Source organism: Leisingera sp. M523, assembly GCF_025141335.1.
Lineage (GTDB): Bacteria > Pseudomonadota > Alphaproteobacteria > Rhodobacterales > Rhodobacteraceae > Leisingera.
Genome location: NZ_CP081036.1, coordinates 3,875,394 through 3,898,206 on the forward strand (window position 1 = coordinate 3,875,394; position 22,813 = coordinate 3,898,206).

Annotated in this window: 21 protein-coding genes, 1 tRNA gene and 1 pseudogene; 12 read left to right on the forward strand and 11 right to left on the reverse strand. The window is 58.3% G+C overall.

The window, feature by feature from the left end; genetic code table 11:
• From K3557_RS19270 to K3557_RS19285, 4 genes are all read left to right on the forward strand, one after another.
• On the forward strand, positions 1-1,041 hold the full coding sequence (locus tag K3557_RS19270; protein ID WP_259995974.1) for a glycosyltransferase family 2 protein: 1,041 nt from the start codon (positions 1-3) through the stop codon (positions 1,039-1,041).
• Positions 1,042-1,234: 193 nt separating this feature from the next.
• Positions 1,235-2,221, forward strand: coding sequence for a glycosyltransferase family 2 protein (locus tag K3557_RS19275; protein ID WP_259999695.1), 987 nt, complete (start codon positions 1,235-1,237; stop codon positions 2,219-2,221).
• Positions 2,218-3,918: a beta-1,6-N-acetylglucosaminyltransferase gene (locus K3557_RS19280; protein ID WP_259995976.1), complete on the forward strand. Its 1,701-nt coding sequence runs from the start codon at positions 2,218-2,220 to the stop codon at positions 3,916-3,918. The genes K3557_RS19275 and K3557_RS19280 overlap by 4 nt, the downstream gene beginning before the upstream one ends.
• Before the next feature lie 6 nt (positions 3,919-3,924).
• Entirely contained in the window at positions 3,925-5,361 is a 1,437-nt protein-coding gene (locus tag K3557_RS19285; RefSeq protein ID WP_259995979.1) for a sulfotransferase domain-containing protein, read from the forward strand.
• A gap of 230 nt (positions 5,362-5,591) precedes the next feature.
• On the opposite strand, the gene K3557_RS19290 is transcribed toward K3557_RS19285, so the two are convergent.
• The 9 genes from K3557_RS19290 to K3557_RS19330 form a co-directional block, all read right to left on the reverse strand.
• Entirely contained in the window at positions 5,592-6,056 is a 465-nt protein-coding gene (locus K3557_RS19290; RefSeq protein ID WP_129372596.1) for a PTS sugar transporter subunit IIA, read from the reverse strand.
• Between the two features lie 56 nt (positions 6,057-6,112).
• A complete protein-coding gene (hpf, locus tag K3557_RS19295) occupies positions 6,113-6,673 on the reverse strand; it encodes a ribosome hibernation-promoting factor, HPF/YfiA family (protein WP_129372595.1) in 561 nt (186 codons plus the stop codon).
• A 270-nt stretch (positions 6,674-6,943) separates the two neighbouring features.
• Positions 6,944-7,702 carry an LPS export ABC transporter ATP-binding protein gene (gene lptB, locus K3557_RS19300; RefSeq protein WP_129372594.1) on the reverse strand — a complete coding sequence of 253 codons (759 nt, stop codon included), beginning with the start codon at positions 7,700-7,702 and terminating at the stop codon, positions 6,944-6,946.
• Complete coding sequence (lptA, locus tag K3557_RS19305) at positions 7,702-8,214, reverse strand: lipopolysaccharide transport periplasmic protein LptA (RefSeq protein WP_259988500.1); 513 nt, start codon at positions 8,212-8,214, stop codon at positions 7,702-7,704. The genes lptB and lptA overlap by 1 nt, the downstream gene beginning before the upstream one ends.
• Before the next feature lie 3 nt (positions 8,215-8,217).
• Complete coding sequence (lptC, locus tag K3557_RS19310; protein ID WP_259995981.1) at positions 8,218-8,817, reverse strand: LPS export ABC transporter periplasmic protein LptC; 600 nt, start codon at positions 8,815-8,817, stop codon at positions 8,218-8,220.
• Between the two features lie 23 nt (positions 8,818-8,840).
• The gene (locus K3557_RS19315) at positions 8,841-9,809 is read right to left on the reverse strand and encodes an SIS domain-containing protein (RefSeq protein ID WP_259995983.1); all 969 of its coding nucleotides are present in this window, start codon (positions 9,807-9,809) and stop codon (positions 8,841-8,843) included.
• Positions 9,806-10,420 carry a ribonuclease D gene (locus K3557_RS19320; protein ID WP_259988492.1) on the reverse strand — a complete coding sequence of 205 codons (615 nt, stop codon included), beginning with the start codon at positions 10,418-10,420 and terminating at the stop codon, positions 9,806-9,808. The genes K3557_RS19315 and K3557_RS19320 overlap by 4 nt, the downstream gene beginning before the upstream one ends.
• Positions 10,421-11,268: 848 nt before the next feature.
• Positions 11,269-11,676: a hypothetical protein gene (locus tag K3557_RS19325; protein ID WP_259995985.1), complete on the reverse strand. Its 408-nt coding sequence runs from the start codon at positions 11,674-11,676 to the stop codon at positions 11,269-11,271.
• A 162-nt stretch (positions 11,677-11,838) separates the two neighbouring features.
• Positions 11,839-11,925 (reverse strand) — tRNA-Leu (locus K3557_RS19330).
• A gap of 217 nt (positions 11,926-12,142) precedes the next feature.
• On the opposite strand from K3557_RS19330, the gene hemN reads away from it, so the two are divergent.
• Positions 12,143-13,498 carry an oxygen-independent coproporphyrinogen III oxidase gene (gene hemN / locus K3557_RS19335; RefSeq protein WP_259995987.1) on the forward strand — a complete coding sequence of 452 codons (1,356 nt, stop codon included), beginning with the start codon at positions 12,143-12,145 and terminating at the stop codon, positions 13,496-13,498.
• A 325-nt stretch (positions 13,499-13,823) separates the two neighbouring features.
• Here hemN and K3557_RS19340 read toward each other — a convergent pair whose 3' ends face one another.
• Together K3557_RS19340 and nirK are read right to left on the reverse strand one after the other, a co-directional pair.
• A complete protein-coding gene (locus K3557_RS19340) occupies positions 13,824-14,615 on the reverse strand; it encodes a formylglycine-generating enzyme family protein (RefSeq protein WP_259995989.1) in 792 nt (263 codons plus the stop codon).
• Between the two features lie 77 nt (positions 14,616-14,692).
• Positions 14,693-15,817, reverse strand: a complete 1,125-nt coding sequence (nirK, locus tag K3557_RS19345) for a copper-containing nitrite reductase (protein WP_259995991.1) — start codon at positions 15,815-15,817, stop codon at positions 14,693-14,695.
• Positions 15,818-16,122: 305 nt separating this feature from the next.
• On the opposite strand from nirK, the gene K3557_RS19350 reads away from it, so the two are divergent.
• From K3557_RS19350 to K3557_RS19380, 7 genes and pseudogenes are all read left to right on the forward strand, one after another.
• Positions 16,123-16,959: a flagellar motor protein MotB gene (locus tag K3557_RS19350; protein ID WP_259995993.1), complete on the forward strand. Its 837-nt coding sequence runs from the start codon at positions 16,123-16,125 to the stop codon at positions 16,957-16,959.
• 124 nt (positions 16,960-17,083) lie between these two features.
• A complete protein-coding gene (locus K3557_RS19355) occupies positions 17,084-18,391 on the forward strand; it encodes a flagellar hook protein FlgE (protein ID WP_259988482.1) in 1,308 nt (435 codons plus the stop codon).
• A gap of 46 nt (positions 18,392-18,437) precedes the next feature.
• Positions 18,438-19,886, forward strand: a complete 1,449-nt coding sequence (gene flgK, locus K3557_RS19360) for a flagellar hook-associated protein FlgK (RefSeq protein ID WP_259988480.1) — start codon at positions 18,438-18,440, stop codon at positions 19,884-19,886.
• 3 nt (positions 19,887-19,889) lie between these two features.
• Positions 19,890-20,894, forward strand: a complete 1,005-nt coding sequence (locus K3557_RS19365; protein WP_259995999.1) for a flagellin — start codon at positions 19,890-19,892, stop codon at positions 20,892-20,894.
• On the forward strand, positions 20,894-22,000 hold the full coding sequence (locus tag K3557_RS19370; RefSeq protein WP_259988476.1) for a flagellar basal body P-ring protein FlgI: 1,107 nt from the start codon (positions 20,894-20,896) through the stop codon (positions 21,998-22,000). Before K3557_RS19365 ends, K3557_RS19370 begins: the two co-directional genes overlap by 1 nt.
• Positions 22,001-22,337: 337 nt before the next feature.
• Positions 22,338-22,533, forward strand: a pseudogene (locus K3557_RS19375) (transposase); the annotation flags it as partial.
• On the forward strand, positions 22,519-22,656 hold the full coding sequence (locus K3557_RS19380; RefSeq protein ID WP_259999722.1) for a hypothetical protein: 138 nt from the start codon (positions 22,519-22,521) through the stop codon (positions 22,654-22,656). The pseudogene K3557_RS19375 and the gene K3557_RS19380, both read left to right, overlap by 15 nt.
• The last annotated feature ends 157 nt before the right edge of the window (positions 22,657-22,813 follow it).

Below are 22,813 nucleotides of genomic sequence, written 5' to 3' on the forward strand. Positions count from 1 at the left end.
ATGACGCGCTCCGCTGCCGCTGACATGCCGCCCCTGGGCCTCTCCGTGGCCTACCGGATGCGGTGGAAGCGGCGCCGGATGCTTTGGCGGGCATTGCGTGCCCGGCGCCAGATGCGCAAAATGGCTGACCGTACAGACCAGATCCCCGCAAACGGGGTTCTGGTCTTTATCGTTTTACGTAACGAGATCAGCCGCCTGCCTTTTTTCCTGCAGTTTTACCGGCGGCTGGGTGCTGCGCATTTCCTGGTTGTCGACAATGCCAGCGATGACGGCAGCGCCGAACTTCTGGCGGCGCAACCGGATGTCTCTGTGTGGCAGACTGCTGCCAGCTACCGGGAAGCGCGCTTTGGCCTGGACTGGCTGGGCTGGCTGCTAATCCGCTACGGCCATGGCCGTTGGTGCCTGACAGTCGATGCGGATGAGCTGCTGGTCTATTCCGGCATGGAAAGTCACGGGCTGGACGATCTGACGCAAAACCTGGAACAGCAAGGGCGCCAGGGTTTTGGCGCACTGATGCTTGATCTCTACCCCAAGGGACCGCTGGGCGGGCAAAGCTATGTGCCCGGCCAGAACCCTTGTGACGTGTTGCAATGGTTTGATGCGGGGCCGTACCGGGCCGTTCGGCAGCAGCTGATGGGCAACCTTTGGGTTCAGGGCGGCGCCCGCGAGAGAGTGTTTTTTCAAGAGCAGCCGGAACGGTCCCCGACGCTGAACAAGCTGCCTCTGATCCGCTGGAACCGCCGCTATGCCTATATGAACTCAACCCATTCGCTGCTGCCGCCGCTGATGAACGCGCTTTATGACGGGCCAGGAGGGGCGGAACCCTCAGGAATACTGCTGCACACCAAGTTCCTGCCCGAGATTGTTTCCAAGTCAGCAACAGAAAAGCAGCGTCAGCAGCACTTTCACACTCCGCTGCAGTTTGACGGCTACTACGATGGGATCTCGGGAACTCCGGATTTGTGGCATTCTGGATCGGTTCGGTATCAAGATCCGGAACAGCTGGCAGCGCTTGGGTTGATGACACCGATCAACTGGTGAATTACCGAACGGCCACTGAACTGTTGCAGCCAGGCCGTGCGGATGCGTAACTGTTTCTAAATTCGTTGTTAATACAATGTTCCCGTGACATATTGCGCGGAAACTTGAGGCAGGTCCTGTTAGGCCTGAACGGGTGAGTGCGCTCCCTGGATATTGGTTTGGAGTGAACGTGGGGCTTTGGGATTCTTACCGGATGCGGTTGCGGCGCAAGCGGCGTCTGGTCCGTGCGGTGCGCAAATCCAGTGAGCTGACCGTTGTGCAGGACAACACCAAAGCTATCCGGCCAGGGGATATCCTGCTGGTCTGTACCATGCGCAACGAGCAGATCCGGCTGCCCTATTTCTTGCAGTATTACCGCGGCATGGGGATCAACCATTTCCTGTTTGTCGACAATGGTTCCACTGACGGCAGTGCCGACTATCTGCGCGGCACGGACGATGTATCGCTGTGGCACACCACGGCGAGCTACAAGCGTTCCGGTTTCGGCATCGACTGGATGAACGGCCTGAAACGCAAATATGCACATGGGCATTGGGTTCTGGTGGTCGATCCGGATGAGTTTTTTATCTACCCGTTTTGCGACACCCGGCCGATCCGCGCTTTGACTGACTGGCTGGACAATTCGGCGATCCGCAGTTTTTCGGCTATGCTGATTGATGTCTATCCCAAGGGCAGGATTGGCGAGGTACCGTATCAGACGGGGCAGAATCCTTTGGAGATTGCCCATTGGTTTGACAGCGGCAACTATACAATCAGCCGCAACCCGGAATACGGCAATTTGTGGATTCAGGGCGGGCCGCGGTCGCGGGTGTTTTTTGCAGACCAGCCCCAACGGGCGCCGGCGCTGAACAAGATACCGCTCGTCAAATGGCACCGCCGCTATGCCTATGCCAGCTCTACCCACGCGCTGCTGCCGCGCGGATTGAACCAGGTCTATGAGGCTGATGGCGGTGAGAAGGCAAGCGGGGCGCTGCTGCATACCAAGTTCCTCGATACCTTTACCGTAAAGGCGCAGGAGGAGCTGGTCCGCGGGCAGCATTATGCCAGCTCCACAGAGTATAAGGCTTATGCAGGCAAACTGGCGGAGCAGCCGGAGCTGTGGTGCAAATGGAGTGAAAAATACATCAACTGGCGCCAGCTTGAAATTTTGGGGATGATGTCCAAAGGAAACTGGGCATGAGCGCGGTTGGGGTCGTCATGCTTGTGCATACCGCGCTGGATCGGGCAGCGCAGGTGGTGCGGCACTGGACCGCCAGCGGTTGCCCGGTGGTGCTGCATGTGGACCGCAACGTCGGGCATCAGGCGTTCACCCGTTTCAAAGACGTGCTGGCGGATGATCCGCTGGTCCGGTTTTCCGCCCGCCACCGGTGCGAATGGGGCACTTGGGGGATTGTTGCGGCGTCGCAATCGGCGTCCGAGGTGATGCTGGCGGAGTTTCCGTTAGTGCGCCATGTCTATTTGGCCTCCGGGTCGTGCCTGCCGCTCCGGCCGGTGCAGGAGCTGATCGATTACCTGGCAGCCCGCCCGCGCACCGATTTCATCGAAAGCGCCACCACTGCGGATGTGCCGTGGATTGTCGGCGGGCTCAGCCACGAGCGGTTCACTTTGCGGTTCCCGTTTTCCTGGAAGAAACATCGCTATCTGTTCGACCGCTACGTGGATTTGCAGCGCAAGTTGCGCATCAGGCGCCGGGTTCCCCCCGGACTGGTGCCACACATGGGGAGCCAGTGGTGGTGCCTGACCCGGCAAACCCTGTCGGCGATCCTGGAGGATCCTGAACGTCCGGTTTATGATACCTATTTCCGCAAGGTCTGGATTCCGGATGAGAGCTATTTCCAGACTTTGGTGCGGCAGTATTCCAGCAATATCGAAAGCCGCTCGCTGACGCTGTCGAAATTCGATTTCCAGGGTAAGCCGCATATCTTCTACGATGATCATTTGCAGCTTCTGCGCCGGTCAGACTGCTTTGTTGCCCGCAAGATCTGGCCACATGCAGAGCGTCTGTATCAGGCGTTCCTGACCGATTCTGCCGGCGCGATGAAGCGGACCGAGCCGAACCCGGGTAAAATCGACCGGATTTTTGCCAAGGCGGTAGAGCGGCGCACCCGCGGCAGACCCGGTTTATACATGCAAAGCCGGTTTCCCGGCCAAGGCTCGGAGAATGGCATCACTTCCAGCCCCTATTCAGTGTTTCAGGGCTTTACCGAACTGTTCGACGATTTTGAAACCTGGCTGGCTCGAACCACCGGGGCGCGTGTTCATGGGCACATATTTGCACCGGATGGGGCGGCGTTCTCCGAAGGGCAGAGACTGGTCAATGGCTGCCTCAACGGCCATGCCAGGATCCGTGACTACAATCCCGAAAGCTTTCTCACCAGCCTGATTTGGAACACCCGCGGCGAACGGCAGTGCTTTCAGTTCGGGCCAGGGGACAACCAGGCAGTGAACTGGCTGCTGGCACGGGATGCAAATGTGCAGATTTCCGTCATCAGCGGTGCCTGGGCAGTGCCGCTGTTCAAATCCAACCGCAACTTCACGGAACTCCGGCAGGAAGCGGCAAAGCTGCAGCAGACCGAGGCTGAGCAATTGCAGATCCTGCGCTCGCAATGGACCAAGGCAAGGGTGCGGATCTGGAGTATGGCAGAGTTCGTAGAGGCGCCAATGGAGCCATTGCAGACGATCATTGACGAAATTGGTCCTCTTGCGGCGCGCCATCTGAGCGAGGCTCCCAAAATGACGGACCTTGAGGGCTTTGGACAGTTTTTGCAGAACCTGAAGAACCAGGGCATGCATCCCTATTTGATGGGGGATTTCCCGGTTGAGCAAAGCCCTGTCAGCCTTTCCAAGCCGCAACGCAAACCCTACCTGGTACGATAAATTCTGATGTCTGATTCCTCATTCGACTATTTTGTTGTCTTTGCTGAAATGCGGACGGGCTCCAATTTTCTGGAGACCAATTTGAATGCTTTTGACGGGCTTGCCTGCCACGGCGAAGCCTTCAATCCGCATTTCATCGGCTATCCGAACAAGAGCGATATTCTGGGGGTGACTCAGGCTATGCGGGAAGCGGATCCAGCCCGGCTGATCCAGCAGATCAAGGCAGATCCAAAGGCGCTGGGCGGCTGCCGCTACTTCCATGACCATGATCCGCGGGTGCTGGACCTGATGCTGGAGGATCCGCGCTGTGCCAAGATCATCCTGACCCGCAACCCGCTGGACAGTTATGTGTCCTGGAAGATTGCCAAGGCCACCGGGCAGTGGAAGCTGACCGATGTAAAGCGCCGCAAGGAAGCCAAAGCGCGGTTTGATGCAGCGGAATTTTCCGCCCATGTAGGGGCGTTGCAAGATTTCCAGGTCACGTTGCTGAACCGGCTGCAGTCGCTGGGCCAGACGGCGTTCTACGTAGCCTATGAGGATCTGCAAAGCGTTGAGGTGATGAACGGGCTGGCACGCTGGCTGGGCGTTTCGCAACAGCTTGAGGCGCTGGATGAGAGCCTCAAGCGGCAGAACCCGGCGCCGGTTCTGGCTAAGGTGGCAAACCCTGACGCAATGCAAGAGGCACTGTCAGGCATGGACCGCTTCAACTTGACCCGCACTCCGAATTTCGAGCCGCGCCGCGGCCCGGCGGTGCCTGGGTATGTGGCAGGGGTGGTGACGCCGCTGTTATACTTGCCGCTTAAGGGCGGGCCGGAGAGGGAAGTCGTGCAATGGATGGCTGGGCTGGATCACGTGGCGCCAGACGGGTTGATCCAGGGCATGAACCAGAAACAGCTGCGCCAGTGGAAACGCGGCAATAAGGGGTTCCGCAGCTTTACTGTTCTGCGCCACCCTGCGGCGCGGGCCCATGCGGTGTTCTGCCACCGGATCCTGAATGCCGGCGAGGGCAGCTTCCGGGCCATTCGCAATACCCTGCGGCGGCAGTTCGGGCTGGTTTTGCCAGAGGAAGGGCCGGACGACGGGTATACCCGTGCGCAGCACCGGGACGCTTTTGCCGGTTTTCTGAATTTTGTCCGGGCCAATTTGTCAGGGCAGACGTCGATCCGGGCGGATGCGGAATGGGTCAGCCAAAGCCAGGTACTGGCCGGGTTTGCTGAACTTGGGCCTCCGGATTTGCTGATCCGCGAGGCGGAGATGAGTGAGGATCTGCCTGCACTGGCTCGCAGGCAGGGTCGGATGGAGCCGGGAACGGTGCCGGCCGCTGCGCCGCAGGTGCCCTTTGCATTGGATGATATTTACGACGCGGATCTGGAGGCGCTGATTGCCTCTGTTTACCAGCGCGACTATCTGGCGTTTGGCTTTGGTCCCTGGCGTGCAGACTGATCCGGCGGCATGAATGCGGGCGCAGTGTTAACGAGCCCGCCGGAGATTTGGCTGAGGTAAACCTCCGGGGCGGTCTTGGGCCTGGCCCAACGGGAAGGGTTCCGCGGGATGGCGGCTGATGACGGACGAGAGAGCTTGCGGGAAAGAAGCGGCAGAATAGCAATTCCTGGCCGCAGGCAAACGCGCAGAAAAACCGGGGAAATCAGGTGCGGGCAGACGCAGCCCGGAGATCACGCCGCTTGGACTGACTGATCTTCTGTCAGGATGGTATAAAGCGTTGCCGGGTCGTGGTTGGCGCGCAGTTTGGTGCAGAAGCTTTGCTCGCGCAGGGTGCGTGACACCAGCGCCAGCGCTTTCAAATGCTCGACGCCGGCATCTTCCGGAGCAAACAGGGCAAAGGCAATATCCACTGGCTGGCGGTCCACCGCACCGAAGTCCAGCGGCTTCTCCAGGATCAGGAAGATGCCGCGGACCTCGCTGACCGTGTCCAGCCTGGCATGCGGCAGGGCGACGCCATGGCCAACCCCAGTGGGGCCCAGGCTTTCGCGGTCCAGCAAAGCCTCGACCGTCGCCTGGGCGTCCAGCCCGTATGCAAATTGAGCAATGTCTGCAATTTCCTGAAACAAGCGCTTCTTGCTTGAGGCCGCACCGATCACCCGGACGGCCTCTGGCTTGAGGATGCTGGAAATCTGCATGTGTCTGCTCCGTTCCGGCGCCCCGTTGTGGAGGGGCGCCGATGCCTTAGATGTGATTACGGATCGATCCAGCCTATATTGCCGTCTTCGCGGCGGTAGACCACATTCAACCCGTCTTTGCCTTCTTTGCGGAAGACCAGAACCGGTGCGCCTGCAATTTCCATCTGCATCACCGCTTCCCCGACAGACAGGGACGGTATGCGAGTCTCCATTTCGGCGACGATGATCGGCTGCAGCGAGTCCGGCTCGGTTGTTTCCGCTTCCTCAGAGGCGAGGATATACGAATTGGCGCCCAAATGTTCAACCGGTTCGCTGCGATCCTTGTGGTGGTCTTTTAAGCGGCGCTTGTAACGGCGCAGCTGTTTTTCCATCTTTTCGCAGCAAGAGTCGAATGCGGCGTAGATTTCGGTTTCGTGCGCCTTGGCCTGAGCGCTCAGCCCGGTCGACAGATGGACGGTGGCTTCACACACATATTCATGCGCCGAACGGGAAAAGACCACTGTCGCGTCGGTCGGCCGTTCTGCATATTTCTGAACGGCCGAACCCAGCTCGTTCTGCACATGGGTTTGCAGAGCTTCGCCGATGTCGATCTGTTTACCGCTTATTTTGTAACGCATGTGATCTCCTTTACGAATTATTGCGGCCCAAACCCGTCGCCAAGGCAATCCTTGGCGCTGTCACGTCAGGTCTGGAACCGGGGGGCAGGCCAGGCATCCGGTTGCATCCGTCCGGGCCTTGTCGCCAAGGCTGCTAAGCGGATTGCATCGGTCTGCGCGTATGCCATGGGTCAATTCGACGGCAAGACAGCGGGAGAGTCAATGGATAACCCGGAAAAAGAAACACAGGTTTCGGGCATATTTTCGGTTGTCCGGCTTTGACTGCGGAAGTCAGGAAATGCGGAAGTTGTCGCCGAGGTAAACCCGGCGGACGTTTTCGTTTTCAACCACTTCCTCGGGGCTGCCGGACATCAGCACCTGGCCGTCATGCAGGATATAGGCCCGGTCCACGATCTCCAGGGTCTCGCGCACGTTGTGGTCTGTGATCAGCACGCCGATACCGCGTTTCTTGAGGTCGGAAACCAAATGGCGGATATCGCCGACTGAAATCGGGTCGACGCCGGCAAAGGGTTCGTCGAGCAACAGGTATTTCGGGTCCGCTGCCAGGCAGCGGGCAATCTCAACCCGGCGCCGTTCACCGCCTGACAGCGCCAACGCGGGTGCGCGGCGCAGGTGCTCGATCGAGAAATCGGACAGCAGTTCTTCCAGCCGCTCGCGGCGTTTGTGTTCGTGTTTTTGCGAGATGTCGAGCACGGCAGAGATGTTGTCCTCCACCGACAGGCCGCGGAAGATCGACATTTCCTGTGGCAGATAGCCGATGCCAAGGCGAGCGCGCCGGTACATCGGCAGGCCGGTCACGTTCTGGCCGTCGATGCTGACGGTGCCCGCTTCGGGGAAAACCAGACCTGCAATGGCGTAGAAGCTGGTGGTCTTGCCAGACCCGTTGGGACCCAGCAATGCCACCACCTCGCCGCGGTTCAGCGACATTGACACGTCGCGGATCACCACCCGTTTGCGGTAGGATTTGCGCAGTTTTTCAATACGCAGCCCGGAGGAGCCTTCGGTGACGGTCAGACCAGGTTTCGCCATCAGTTGCTGCCGCCGTTCGGGTTCAGGATAGTCTTCACCCGGCCGGCCATTTTGGCAGTGCCGGAAGTCAGGTTCACCTCAAGCCGGTTGGAAGCCAAGGTACCGCTTTTCTGGTTCAGGAGCACATTGCCGGTCATCACGATAGTGCCTTGGTCAATGGTGTATTCGGCGCGCTGTGCCTCGGCGGCGTCCGGGCCGCTGACCAGAACCACATTGCCGGTGGCTTCCAGCCGTTCTATGCCCGCTTTGGCGTCTGCTTCGTCGGCGGTTTTGTAAATCACAAGAACCTTGTCTGCAGACAGCCGCATGATGCCCTGAATAATGAGCACATTGCCGGTAAACTCTGCCGAGCCATTTGCCTGGTTGACCGCCAGATTGTCGGCGGTGACTTCAACCGGCTGGCTGGGGTCGGCCTTGACGGCGCCAAAAGCGACGGATGCCGTCTGCGCCGCCGCGAGGCTGGGAAATACCGCGAGCGGCAGGCAAAAAATCAATGCGCGCAAATAGGACACAGGTTATCTTTCCGGTTTCTGGGGTTCATATAGCAGCTTCACCCCGTTTTTGAACAGCATATGGACAGGTCCGCCCTCGGTTTTCACTCCGATACGCATATTACCGGCAGTCAGCTCGCCGATCGGGCCAGTCGCACGGACTGCGCCGGGACTGTCGGCTTCAAGCCCGCTCAGCGCTGTGTTCAGCTCTTCGGTCTCGACAATAAGCCCGTCTGCGGAGGTGATAATCACATTACCGGTAAAGCGCGCCATGTCCCGGCCAGGGTGGATCGCACCGCTTTCCGATTTAAGCGTGATCCTGCCGCCCTCAGCCAGATCGAATTCAGCGGAAAGATCGCTGGCAACTGCGGGTGTGCCGTCGCCGCCGGGACGGGCGAGCGCAGCAGTGACCATAATTTCATCGCCCTGTGCGGTGGTGCCGGAAAAGAAAGGTGCAGTGACTTGCTGGCCTTTCATCCGGTCTTCGATTTCCTTTTGGGCAAAGGGGATCACCGCGTCGGTGTTCACCCCGCGGGAGATCAGGAACATGGTGGACATCAGAACCAGTGCGGCCAGCGGCAGCAGTACCTTAAGATAGGCAACGGCTCTGGAGTAGCTGTCCATGCTTTTCCTCCTCCGGGCTTGCGTCAGCCCAGGCCTGCGCGCAGGCAATCGTGGATGTGCAACAAGCCTTCGGCCTTGCCGCCATTGTCCGGATCAACCACGAACAGGCAAGTGATTTTGCGCTGGTTCATCACGGCGACAGCCTCCTGGGCCATTGCGCCGGGGGTGATAGAGGCGGGGCTTGCGGTCATGACTTCGGCGGAAGACTTGTCCAGCAGGCCGTCCATGTGGCGGCGCAAATCGCCGTCTGTTATGATGCCGGCCAAGGATCCGTCTGCGGCAACCACACCCGCCACACCAAATCCCTTCTGGCTGATTTCGATCAGCGCATCGGACATCGGCGTGTTCTCAGCGACAAGCGGCAGGGCATCGCCAGCGTGCATCAGGTCGCGCACCTTGCTGAGCTGCGCCCCCAGTTTGCCGCCAGGGTGGAAGTCGCGGAAGTTCTCCGGGCGGAAATCCCGGTACTTCATCAGTGCTATCGCCAGCGCATCGCCCATTGCCAGTGTCAGCGTGGTGGAAATGGAAGGCACCATGCCAAATCCGCAGGCCTCGCCCAGCGAGGGGATTTGCAGGTGCACATCCGCTTGCTTCATCAGGGCGCTGTCCATCTTGCTCGACAGTCCTATGAGGGGAATGCCGAAACGGCGGGTGAAAACCAGCAGATTGGCCAGTTCTGGCGCCTCGCCTGAGTTGGAGATCGCCAGCACCACATCGCCTTCAGAGAGCATTCCCAGATCCCCATGGCTGGCCTCTGCGGGGTGCACGAAATAGGCCGGCGTGCCGGTCGAGGCCAGGGTGGCGGCGATCTTGTGGCCGATATGGCCGGATTTACCGATGCCGCTGACAATGATGCGGCCCTTGGCCTGCAGGATCAGCTGCACCGCTTCGGCAAAGCGTCCGTCCAGGCTTTCGGCCAGGGTGTCCAGCGCCCTGGCTTCATCGGTGATCACCTGCCGTGCGGTGACGAGGAGTTTTTCTGTATCAGTCATGAGTGCGCAAAGATGTCGATTTCGGGCCAGCCGGCCAGGTCCAGCTTGGCACGCATGGGGAGGAAGTCAAAGCAGGCTTGCGCCATTCCGGTGCGGCCTTCGCGGGCCAGGCGCTTGTCCAGGGCCTTGCGCAGCTTGTGCAGGTGGAGCACGTCGGAGGCGGCATACTCAAGCTGTGCATCGGTCAGTTCCTCTGCGCCCCAGTCGCTCATCTGCTGCTGTTTGGATATGTCGATGGCCAAGAGTTCCTGGGTCAGGTTCTTCAACCCGTGCCGGTCGGTGTACGTGCGGACCAGGCGGCTGGCGATCTTGGTGCAATAGACAGGGGCCGCGAGGGCGCCGAATGCGTGGTGCATGGCGGCAATATCGAAGCGGCCGAAATGGAACAGTTTCAACACATTTGCATCTTCCAGCATCCGGCACAGGTTGGGCGCTTCGGTCTGGCCCTTTTCGACCTGCACGATATGGGCATTGCCGTCGCCGCCGGACATCTGAATCACGCAAAGCCGGTCACGATGCGGGTTCAACCCCATTGTCTCGCAATCAATTGCGACGACGGAACCGAGATCCAGCCCGTCGGGCAGGTCGTTCTTGTAAAGGTGGTTGGCCACTGGTGTTCCCCTGTGTTCAAATTACCCCGAAGGGTGCCGTACTGGGGAAATAGGTGGTTTGCCGTGCAAACTCAACGGTCGCTGTCATTCGGGAGCGGAGGCAGACTGGACCGCAAATGCAAAGGCAAGGCAGCCAGCTTCCGCAGATGGCGCGCAAGGGTCAGAAAAGGACGCCTCCATTGTGTAGGCCGCTGTACTGCACATCCATTGACAGAATGGTATTGCTGCCACCGGTCTGGATGACCACGGCGTTGCCGGTTTGGGTTGCCGCCACACGGACTTTGTAGATCGAATTCAACGAAGGGGCCGGAAAATCCCGTTTCACGACCGGCTGGCCGATCCTGGTGTAAAGTTTTTCACGTCTTTCCGTGAGGTCGGCGGCTGGTCTTCGGTCTTCAAACCAAACGCGGAAGCCATGTTCGAGGTCGCCGTTTTCTCCCAGTTTCCGATCATCGCCGGATCGACGCCGTACTTCTTGGCCAGTTCAGCTGTCGTCAGTTCTTCATGGATGGCTTAACGTGTAACTTCGGCCTTGAACTCCGCCGAATAGCGTTTCCGCTTCGTCATCTGTGCTCGTGCCTTCGTCAGCTGCCAAAGCTTAGCCGCTGGTCCGAAATCCTGCGACCATCACACATGGCACTGTTGCCTGTCACTGTGTCGTCACGGTCGCCTGTAGTTACAATCTCCAGGACAGTGCCGCGGGCGATCGATATGCTCTGCTTTAGTCCGCCATTGATAAGGGTGGCATTAGTCGCGTAGCCCGCCGAGCCGTTGTAGTTTACCTGACGGCCCAGGCTCAGGGCGTGACCCGGCTTGTTGTCGTAGGTTCGCTGAGTATAGGAGTTAGATCAAGTCTGGCCGCCGTGCCAGTTGTTGTCGATGTTGATTGCTGCGGAACTAATGACGTTTCCGGACATGTTGAAACTGGTGAAGGCTCCGCTGCCCTCGTCGTCAAAATTAATTTGCGCCGAACCTGTTGTTTCCTGAAATTTGATGTCAGCAACGGTTTCCCAGGCTTCCATGGCGTTGCGGGCGAGTTTTTTGCCCGCAGTGGTAAGGCCGGTGATATTGACCGTGATCACATTGCTTTGGGAAGTATCAAAACTGCGGCGGCCAAGGCCATTGTCTTGCCAGAATCCATCGGTGAGATAGGCCGCCATTTCGCCGAGGCCGCCAAATTGAGGTGTCGCCATAATGCGCTCCGTAAAAGTGTGTGAACAGCCTAGGCGTGTATCGATTTGAACGACTTCGCGCAAGGTGCGCAAACTGCAATTCGCAGGGGAACCCGTAATCAAAGTGCTTGGATTAATTGTGTCCGAGAGTGTTGCTCTGAAAGCTATGATCAGACCCGGCGGTTGGTGCGGCGGCCTGACATCGTAAAACTCCAGGAGTTTTAGATATTTTACGATTTTGGGGAATGGTGCCCAGGAGAGGACTCGAACCTCCACGTCCTTACGAACACTAGCACCTGAAGCTAGCGCGTCTACCAATTCCGCCACCTGGGCAGGTGTCGTGAGACTGGCGTATAAGGCGGTTTGTTGGGGCCGTCAAACAGAAAATGCACGTGGATGCCGGATTTCAGAAAGAATCAGGGTTATAAATTTTTTACGTTTTAAATCAGCGTGTTGAAGAAGCGACTCTGACGCCGCAACAGACGTCAAAACAACGTCTGATTTGATCCTGCGCAAAGTAGAGGAGCTGGAAAAGGGGCATAGCAAAGTCATGAAACAGATTGACCGCCTCCAAGCCCTTGGGCTGTTCGACAGCCGGGTGCCCCGCTACACATCCTACCCAACCGCGCCGGTGTTTACTGCAGCCGTCGGCGCCGCGGATCAGGCCCGCGAATTGCAGGCGCTGGATCCAGAAGTGCCGGTTTCCGTTTATCTGCATATACCGTTTTGCGAGCGTCTGTGCTGGTTCTGCGCCTGCCGCACACAAGGCACTCAGACGCTGAGTCCGGTGGAAAGCTACATTGGCGCGCTGGAGCAAGAGCTGAAACAGGTGGCGCCTTTGCTGCCAAATGGGTTGCGGATGGGGTGGATGCATTGGGGCGGCGGCACGCCGACCATTCTGCCGCCCGTTTTGATCCACCGGCTGGCGCAAGCGGTGAAGGCTGTGTTTCCTCAAACCGAAGACTGGGAGTTCTCAGTGGAGATCGACCCCACAATGGTCGACCGCGACAAGATAGCAGCGCTGGCGGCAGAGGGCATGAACCGCGCCAGCATCGGCATTCAGGATTTTGATCCGCTGGTGCAGCAGGCAATTGGTCGCGAACAGCCGTTTGACGTGACCAAGGCCTGTGTCGAGGATCTGCGCGCGGCGGGGATCACTTCGTTGAACGCTGATCTGGTCTACGGCCTGCCGCATCAGACCCAGGCACGGATGGCGGATACGGTGGAAAAAGTGCTGAGCCTGAATCCCGACCGGCTGGCGTTATTTGGGTATGCGCATGTGCCTTGGGTTGCAAAGCGGCAGAAGCTGATCAAGGAGGAGACGCTGCCGGACGATCTGGCGCGGTACCATCTGGCCGGCCTGGCAGCTGAAAAATTCGCCGCGGCGGGCTTTGCCGCCATTGGCATCGACCATTTCGCCAAGCCCGGCGACGGGCTGGAGGCAGCAGCCCGCACCGGACATCTGCGCCGCAATTTTCAGGGCTACACCGATGACACCTGCCCGACGCTGATCGGATTCGGCGCATCGTCGATTTCCCGTTTTGCCGGCGGCTATATTCAGAACGCAGCTGCCACGCCTGCGTATGTGCAAAGGGTCGAGGCAGGGTATTTGACTGGCGCCCGTGGCCATGTGATGAGCGATGAAGACTTGCTGCGCGGTCGTGCTATCGAGATGCTGATGTGCGAGTTCCGGCTGAACCGGGCAGAGCTGAAGCAGCGTTTCGGAAGCCTTGCAGCGATGCTGGATGCGGATCTGGCACAGATCGCGGCGCGGTTCGGCGATCTGGTGCAATTGGATGATGCGGCACTGACGATCCTGCCCCAAGGCCGGCCGCTGACCCGGATCATCGCAAGCTGCTTTGATGCGCATGTGCCTGAAGGGGTGCGCTACAGCCGGGCCTCTTGATCCAAAGGCCGGGCGCTCCCGCCTGTTCCGGTGCCTCTTTCCAGAGGCCCCTCACAGTTGGGCATGGCGCTGTGCTGTGGCACAGCGCGGCCTTTCCTATCAATGCAATTCGATTGCCGACACCGGGGCTATGCGCCGTGCCCAGGCGCGGATTCAATTTAAGCGGGAATTGAACATCAAAACAGGAAAACCCGTTTAAGGCAGATTGGTCCTTGAACGGTTTCGCAACAGAAGGCGCAGCGCAGCTGCCGGGCCCAAGGCTGCCAAGGGGCTCCGGTGCAGCCGGGGCACCTGCGGGCGCGGGAGGACCCCTTCTGCTCAGCAGTCAGCCGCCCTTGACCAGCCGGAAGCCCAGGTAATCCGGCGGTAATCCGACCGCGCAGCCGCCAACACTGGCGTCGCGTATGAAGTCGATCACAACGGCCCGGTGGCGGCCGCCGGTAATGCGTGCGCTGCAATATGGATCGCCATATGCGAGGCTGCCATCTTTGCGCAACTCGCCGTTCTGCATGCAGCCGGCAGTCCATTCCCAGATGTTGCCGCCTAGACCGCTGAGGCCGTGGCTGTTGGTTCCGGGTTCGCTTTTGGGATCCTGTGCAGGCCCTGGCAGGCCGCGCAGTGTCACCCCGCGGGCGTATTGGCGCAGCCAGCGCTGGGCCGGGTCGGTGCTATCCGTCTCAACCGAAGCGTCGCCAAAGATTTCAGCTGCAGCCAGCTGCCATTCCGCCTCATCCGGCAGCCGCCACGGCTGGCCGGTCTTCTTTGAATACCATTGCGCGTAGGCGGTGGCGTCATGCCAGCTGACGTGTGTTTGCGGCCGGCTGCCATCTGCCGGGTTTGCATCTGCCCGCTTGCAGCCGCCGTCCGCCACGCAAGCGGCATATTCGGCATGAGAGACCTGATGTTTCATGATCTCGAATGCTGCCACTTGCCGCATCTGTTCCGGCGGCACCACGCTTTTGCCACCTTGGTGGAAATTGCCGATCGGACGGTAACGGATTGTCGCTGCGGCAATGACGGCGGTTTCGGCCTGCGTCGCCGGTTCCGGGGCGTAAAGCCAAAGACCGGGAATGCCGATCGCGGCGGCCAGGGCAGCAGTGATGAGTTCGAATTTCATGGGTATGCTCCCAAGAAAACAAAAAATGGGCGGCCGCGTAATGCAGCCGCCCTCGAGAGGTCACACCAGTCCCAAGCTTAGGAGCCGGAGTATTCGGTCGGGGCGACCACCTGTTCCATCAGGTCGTTATTCCATTCGCCTTCGACCACCACGTGCGCGGTTGCGCCAAGGTTCACCGCCTCGATCAAGTTGTGGTTCACATAGGCGTAGACGCCCGGTTGCAGGAATTCATAGAGCGCAGCCCCGGCGGAGCCGCCGCGGATGAACCAGGTTTCCAGGTCGCGGTCCGGCACGTTGTTGAACTTGCCGGCCTCCCAGACCAGGTCGCCGTGGCCGCCGATCAGGTGCGGGCGGCTGTCGCGGTTGGCTTGGCTGTGGATGAACAGCACTTTCTCGCCCTGTTTGGCCTTCAGCGCGGTTTCACCGGTCAGTGCACCAACTGCGCCGTTGAACACCACGTGGCTGGGGATAAGCCCGTTCATGACTTCCAGGGTATCAGGGTAGCTTTCGCCTACATCCTCGTACCGCAGGTAGTCGCCGTTTTCGTCCTTTGGAATGTAAAACTCGTTTTCCCCAATATAGTAGACGCGGTCGTATCTGACTGGATCGCCATTATGGTCTGAAAGCCCGTTTCGCGGCAGAACCATGATTGAGCCGGCCATGCCTGCAACGACGTGCCATGGGATCATCGGACCGCCCGGCGCACAGTGATAGACAAAGGTGCCGGGGCGGGTGGCCTTAAACCGCAGCACGGTCTTCTCTCCTGGGTTGATCAGGGTCAGCGCGCCGCCGCCCAGGGCGCCGGTAGCCGCATGGAAGTCGATATTATGCTGCAGCATGTTTTCCGGCGGGTTGATCAGGGTCAGCTCAACATAATCGCCCTCGTGCACCACCATCATCGGCCCTGGAATGGAGCCGTTGAAAGTCATGCCTTGCAGATAGGCCCCTTGATCAATCTCAATCTCCTTCTCGACGATCTTCATCTCGAATTCGATAATGCGCGGCGCACCTGGTGCCACCTGCTCGTGCTCATGCACGAAGGGCGGGGCAACCAGTTCGCGCTTGATACGCTGCAGGCTGGACAGGTCCGCCGGTGCAGCGGCCTCGTGGACAGTGGTGCCTTCAGCCTTGGCGGCTTTGGCAAGTACGGGCAGCGCTGCTACACCGGCTGCTCCCATCAATGCGGCTCTGCGGGTCAGCATAGTGTTCTCCTTTTTGTGTCCCATGTGCCGTGTTGAGGAGACTCTAGCGCTGGGCGCGTTTGGACTGGTTGCTCTTGATCAACCTTTGATAAGATTGTTCGATGCCAAGATAAGTGGATTTTAAGATGCAGCAATTCCTGCCGGGGCTTTGCCATAGTGTTGCAGGCAACTTCCGCAAATGAACCGCCTGGCCTTGGCGGAAATTGCCGTGCGGAGGCACAGAACTGCCGGCAAGTTTAATTGTTAAGCCCGGTTTAACGCGCCGCCTGTTATCCCGGGGATGGGTGAAAATAGTGGTGGTGGATATGAGCGCACAAAGCAATGTGGCGCCCATTATCATCAAGAAGAAAAAATCAGGTGGTGGCGATGGCCATCACGGTGGCGCGTGGAAAGTGGCTTATGCCGACTTCGTGACCGCGATGATGGCCTTCTTTATGCTGATGTGGCTGCTGAACGCGACGACGGAAAAACAACGTAAGGGTCTGGCGGATTACTTCTCGCCGTCAATTCCGCTAAGCCGGGTCTCCGGCGGCGGCAATGGTGCGTTTCAGGGTGACAGTATGTTCACCGAAGAAATTCAGCCGCAATCAGGCACCGGGGCAACGGACATTAACCCGATGGATGCCCAGCAGGCGCAAGGGGATACCGGAGTCGAGACCGACGAGAAGCGCGAGGAAGAAGACTCCAAGTTCCGCGCTATCGAAGAACAATTGTCTGGACGTGGCGGCGAGAGCATGGTGACGGTTGCGATGGCCCGCCACATTGTGACCCGGGTCACTGACGAAGGGCTGATTATCGAGCTTTTTGCAACAGAAGACATACCGTTGTTCAAAGAGGATGCGGCTGAGCCAACACCGTTGTTCCGGGATCTGGTCAGGATGATTGCCCGGGTGTCGGAAAAGGTTACCAGCAATGTAGCCATCGGTGGCCACATCAGGTCCCATCCGGTTGTGCTGGCAAAGAATCCGGTTTGGGAGCTGTCCCATGACAGAGCCGACAAAACACGGACGCTGCTCGAATCAGGCGGACTGGCAACAGGCCGGATTCACCGGGTGACCGGCCATGCCGACCGCAAGCTGGCGGTCGGAAACCCGATGGCAGCCCGCAATGACCGGATCGAAATTATCCTTCTACGCGATTAAGTCACTGAAAACATTGCGGCAGGCGGCTAGCAGATAAGTCATATTTTATCTGTTAGCCGCCCGTTAATCGCTCCTGCGCTAGCTGTTGCATCCAGAATGATTAGATGCAGCAGAAAGGCGCGCTATGACCATTTCTTCGTCGCTGAACGCGGGTGTTTCAGGATTGAGCGCCAACGCCAGCCGGTTGGCTTCCATTTCCGATAACATCGCCAATTCCTCGACCCGCGGGTACAAACGGGTTGAAACAGATTTCCATTCCATGGTTTTGTCGAATTCAGGAGGCACCTATTCGGCTGGTGGTGTCCGCACCACCAATGTGCGCCTGATCGATGAGCGCGGCCCGCTGGTATCGACCAACAATGCCACTGATCTTGCAGTGCGCGGTCGTGGAATGCTGCCTGTGGCTTCAATTACCGAAGTGGAGGCGGGCGGAAGCCCGTCTATGATGCTAACGACCACAGGCTCTTTCCGCACAGATTCGAACGGGTATCTTTCAACCGAATCCGGTTTGGTGCTGATGGGTTGGCCCGCGCTTGCAGATGGCAGCGTTCCGGATGCAGCACGTGATACAGACGATGCCCTTGAACCGATCCATGTTGACCTGAACCGCCTGTCGGCAGAACCCACTACGGAGATCAGTCTGACAGCCAACCTGCCTGCTGATGAAACCGACGTCGGGGCATCAGGCGACCCGTTTGAGCAGGTAGTCCTGTATTACGACAATATGGGCAACGCTGAAGAGCTGACAATTACCTACACACCGAATGTTGCGACTCTGCCGGCAACGTCTGGCACCAATGAATGGACGATGGAAATCGTGGATTCCGCAACAGGGGCGGCTAATATCGGGGAATACACGCTTACCTTCGATGACAGCAGCACCACGGGCGGTTCTCTGGCGAGCGTGGCAACTGTTACAGGCGGTGCATACGATGGCGCCGCGGGATCGGTGACTGTTAACCTTGCAGGCGGACCGGTTGAGATTAACATTGGCGCCATCGGCGGCAACACCGGTATGAGCCAGCTCGGTGATGAATTCGTTCCAGGCACAACTGAAAAAGACGGTAACCCCGTTGGTTCCTTTGTCTCGGTTGAGATCAACGAGAGCGGTGAAGTCATAGCAGAGTATGACTCCGGCGATACCAAAGTCATATACAAAGTGCCGCTGGCAGATGTTTCCAACGTCAACGGCATGCGGGCTCTGGATTCGCAAACTTACATGCCGACTGACGAATCCGGGGATTTCTACCTCTGGGATGCCGGCGACGGGCCGACGGGTGAAATTCTCGGTTATGCCCAGGAAGAATCCGCTGTGGATGTGGCGACCGAACTGACGGATATGATCCAGACCCAGCGCGCCTATTCGTCAAATGCCAAGGTCATTCAGACAGTTGACGAAATGCTGCAGGAAACCACCAACATCAAGCGCTAATGCGCTTGATGCCCCCTGACATTGGCTTCACGAAAGCAGGCTGAACATGTCTATTTATTCCGCCCTGAACAGCGCGATGAGCGGGCTGACCGCGGCCAGCCGGTCCTCTCAAGTGGTTTCGGAAAACCTGGCCAACGCTCTGACACCTGGTTACTCGCGCCGGGTGTTGGACCTGAACAGCCCTGGAGCGGGTGTTCCCGGTGTCCGGGTCGGGCATGTTCAGCGCATCAACGACCCGGTTCTGATCACTAACCGCAGAGTTGCCGAGGCAGACTACGGCGCGTCCAGGATCCAATCTGATTTCTACGGCCGGATGTCCGACCTGGTTGGCACAGTTGACGACGAGATGTCACTGGCTTCGCACCTATCGGATTTCGAGTCTTCATTGATTGAGGCGGTCTCTCGCCCGGATTCACAGCCCAGGCTGAATGATTTGGCCGTGAAGGCAAATTCGCTGGCCGACACGATTTCCCGCACGGCTGAAGGGTTGCGGGATCTTAGGATCAATGCGGACAATGCGATCGGCTCTCAGGTTGAAACCGTGAACCAGGCGCTGAAGGAAATCGAAAAACTGAATGCCCGCATTATGGTCGTCGAAGCCGGTGGCATGGATGCAGTGGCGATGCATGACCAGCGGGATCAACTGGTTGATCAGGTTAACGAAATCATTCCAGTCAATGTTGTCCGGCGCGGTAATGGCCAATTGACGCTCTACTCAACCGGCGGGGTAATGCTGTTGGATGGAAAAGCGTCCGAGCTGAGCTTTACTCCGTCGCGGGATATCCTTCCGCACATGACACTGGGCAATGCATTGATTTCCGGCCTTGAGGTCAACGGCAAGGTGATTGACACCAGCCCGGACGGGCCACTTCGGGGTGGCATGCTTACAGCCCAGTTCGAAATCCGGGATGTAACAGCTGTGGAAGCGCAAGAGGATCTTGACACAATGGCCGCCGATCTGATCGAGCGGTTTCAGGATCCTGCACTGGATGCCACCATTGGCGTCGCCGACGCCGGCATCTTCACGGATGATGGCGGTTTCTATGACCCGGCAAACTTCGTCGGTATCTCTAACCGCATTGAATTGAATGATCTGGTGGCCTTGGACGGCACCGGAGAAACATGGCGGTTCCGCGACGGCCTTTATGCAGCGGGTCAAGGCGATCCAGGTGATTCCAGCTTGCTGCAGGCTTACTCCGACACGTTGAACACCACCCGGACGGTATCTTCTGTCGGGCTGGGCACAGCGAACATGACAGCCTCGACGCTGAGTGCAAACCTGTTGTCGCGGTTCGCCCAGGACAATGAAACAGCGTCACGCGCATCAACCTTTGCGGCGGCCAGTTTCAACGAATTGAGTCAAGCGGAACTGGGGCTCGGCGTTGATACGGATGCTGAATTGCAGAACCTGTTGCTGGTGGAAAAGTACTACCAGGCCAATGCCCGGGTGATCAGCGTTGTCGACGAACTTATGGATACACTATTGAGGATCTGACGCATGATTTTGAATTCCTACGGTGATATGGCGCAGCACCTCTTTCTCCGCAGCCGCAACGCGGAATTGCAGCAGAATATAACCACGCTCTCCGAAGAGTTTGCTACCGGAAAATCGTCCAACCTGACCGAGCGGCTGGGCGGCGACTATACCTATCTGGCGGATCTCGAAAGCACCTTGAACCGGCTCGACAGCTATACTGTCACCAATAGAGAAGTGCAGCTGTTTGCCACCACAACACAAAGCAGCCTCGACAAGTTCCAGAGCCAGGTGCAAGCGATGCGGAATGACATCCTGACGCTGTCGTCCGCTATTGACGTGGACAATGCTGAGCAATTCGGAAGTCAAGCCAAGCAAAGAATATCTAGTGCAATTAATCTTTTGAATGCCTCCGTTGGCGGGCGGGCAGTCTTTGCGGGCACTGCAACGGATACTACGCCGCTCAATGACACCGGCACCCTTATGAGTTCCATCCTCACTGAGGTCTCCGGACTGACGACAAGCAATGACATCATTCAAGCCGTGAAGGACTGGTTTGATGATCCAGCTGGCTTCGACACTGTTATGTACAGCGGTTCCACAACATCGCTGCAGCCTGTCACCGTGGGCGAGGGTGAACAGGTTACACTGGGCATCCGCGCTGATGACGACAACCTAAAACACGCGTTGCAAAGTTACGTCATTACAGCTTTGGCAGATGAACCCAGTCTTGGTTTGACGGACGATGTAAAAGTCGACATTGTCCGCCAAGCCAGCAGCGAACTTACGGATAGCGTAGACAAACTGATCCAGTTGCAAGCGGATGTCGGCTTTATCGAAGGCCAGCTTGAAGCGGTGAACACCCGCAACGAGGCTTCGAAAACCAGCCTGAGCATTGTCAAAAACAACCTGGTGTCAGCTGATCCCTATGAAACCTATACACGGCTGGAAGAAGCACAAACACAGCTTGAAGGTCTTTATACAATCACTTCGCGCAGTTCGCAGCTCTCATTGTTGAACTATCTCTGATGCTGGTATTTCTTCGCCTCTTTTTCACTTGCCTGTTCCTGCTGCCCGCAGTGGCGCAGGCAAATACCATCCGTCTCAAGGACCTGGTCGAATTTGATGGCGTCCGGGGCAACGATCTGGTCGGTTACGGCCTGGTCGTCGGCTTGGACGGCACCGGTGACGGGCTGCGGAATTCGCCGTTTACCGAAGAAATCATGTCCAACATACTGGAGCGGCTTGGTGTCAATGTGACCGGTGAGCAGTTCCGGCCAAAAAACGTTGCTGCGGTCTTTGTAACCGCCACACTGCCGCCTTTTGCCCGGGTTGGAAGCACCATTGATGTAACAGTGTCAGCTATCGGTGATTCCAAGAGCCTCTTGGGCGGCACCCTGATCATGACACCGCTCAATGCAGCGGACGGGCAGATTTATGCCGTCTCCCAAGGTACAATCCTGGCGGGTGGAGCGGTTGCCGAAGGCAACGCGGCCACGGTAACCCAAGGGGTGCCAACGGCCGGTGTGATCCCTTCGGGCGCCCGGGTCGAACGTGAGATCGGCTTTGATCTGTCCTCTCTTAGCTCCATGCGTCTGGCCCTGCGGGAGCCGGATTTCACCACTGCCGGCCGGATTGAACGGGCGATCAACGATGAGTTTGGCCGCAACGTTGCCCTGATGCGGGATTCCGGAACTGTCGAGATCGATATCAAGCGAACAAATACTCGCTCGACGGCTCACGCCGTAGGCCGGATCGAGAACATCCTGGTTGAACCTCAGCGCAAGGCGCGGGTTGTGGTGGATCAGCGTTCCGGTACGATCGTGATGGGCAGCGATGTGCGGATTTCCCGTGTTGCTGTGGCTCAAGGAAACCTCACTTTGCGGATCGAAGAGACGCCGCTGGTGGTGCAACCCAATCCCTTCGCAAATGGCGAAACGGTTGTTGTTCCGCGCACAGGTGCAGCTATTGAGGAAGAAGAGGGCGTCCAACTTGCCGAAGTGCCGGAGACGACTTCGCTGTCCGAAGTCGTGGCAGGTTTGAATGCCTTGGGCGTGTCGCCGCGGGACATGATCGATATCCTCAAAAGCCTGAAAGCGGCCGGCGCATTACATGCAGAATTTGTCGTCCGTTAGGGTAGTTAAAGCAGACTAGTGAAGAGCCCTGGCTTTGCTTGCAACAGCCAGGGCCTTTTTTGTTTATCGCGACATGGCGGCGGAACGTAGAATGTTTAACAAGCCCGCATACTCATGCACGGTTTCGCTTGGGCGGGGATGTTCTCGCATCCGCTCGAATTTCGCGGCCCGCGCAACTTGAAAGTTGCAAGAACTATATACTGGGTTCTGGCCTTGTCTTCTTGGCGCCGCAGAAGGCGAGGTTAGTTGTGATGATAACAAGGTGCTGCTCCTGACCTGCTCCCCAGAAATGTCCGCGTTTTTACGCTAGCCTGTTCTCCACCCGAGGAGACAGACAATGCGGAAAAGCCGATTCAGCGAAGAGCAGATCATTGGCATCCCGAAGGAACCCCAAGTCGGCATTGGGGCCAAGGACTTGTGCCGCGAGCACGGCATCCACTGCCCGGCAGGGCATTGCGCAGCAATGTCCCGAGAGGGGCGATGGCACGTGCTACAAACGGCGCTCGAAGGATGGCGGCATGGAAGTGTCTGACACGGCCCTAAACTATTGGGTGCAGAAGGGCTTTGGCGAAAAAGGATATCTGTCGCCTGGTCACGAGGCTCATTCTCTGCCGGTGGAGGTCGATGGCATCCCGGTCCCGCCTGCCCGCGGCTGAGCGGAGCAGTCATTCGTGCATCGCGCAGCATCGGTCACATTGGGCTCGAGGACTAAGCCGCTCTCGCGGCAATGGCGCTTGTTTCTGCTGTAGCGCGCGCACCTGAATGTGTTCGGATTTTGCGATGTGACTGACCTGCCTGACGATTGAGGTTTCT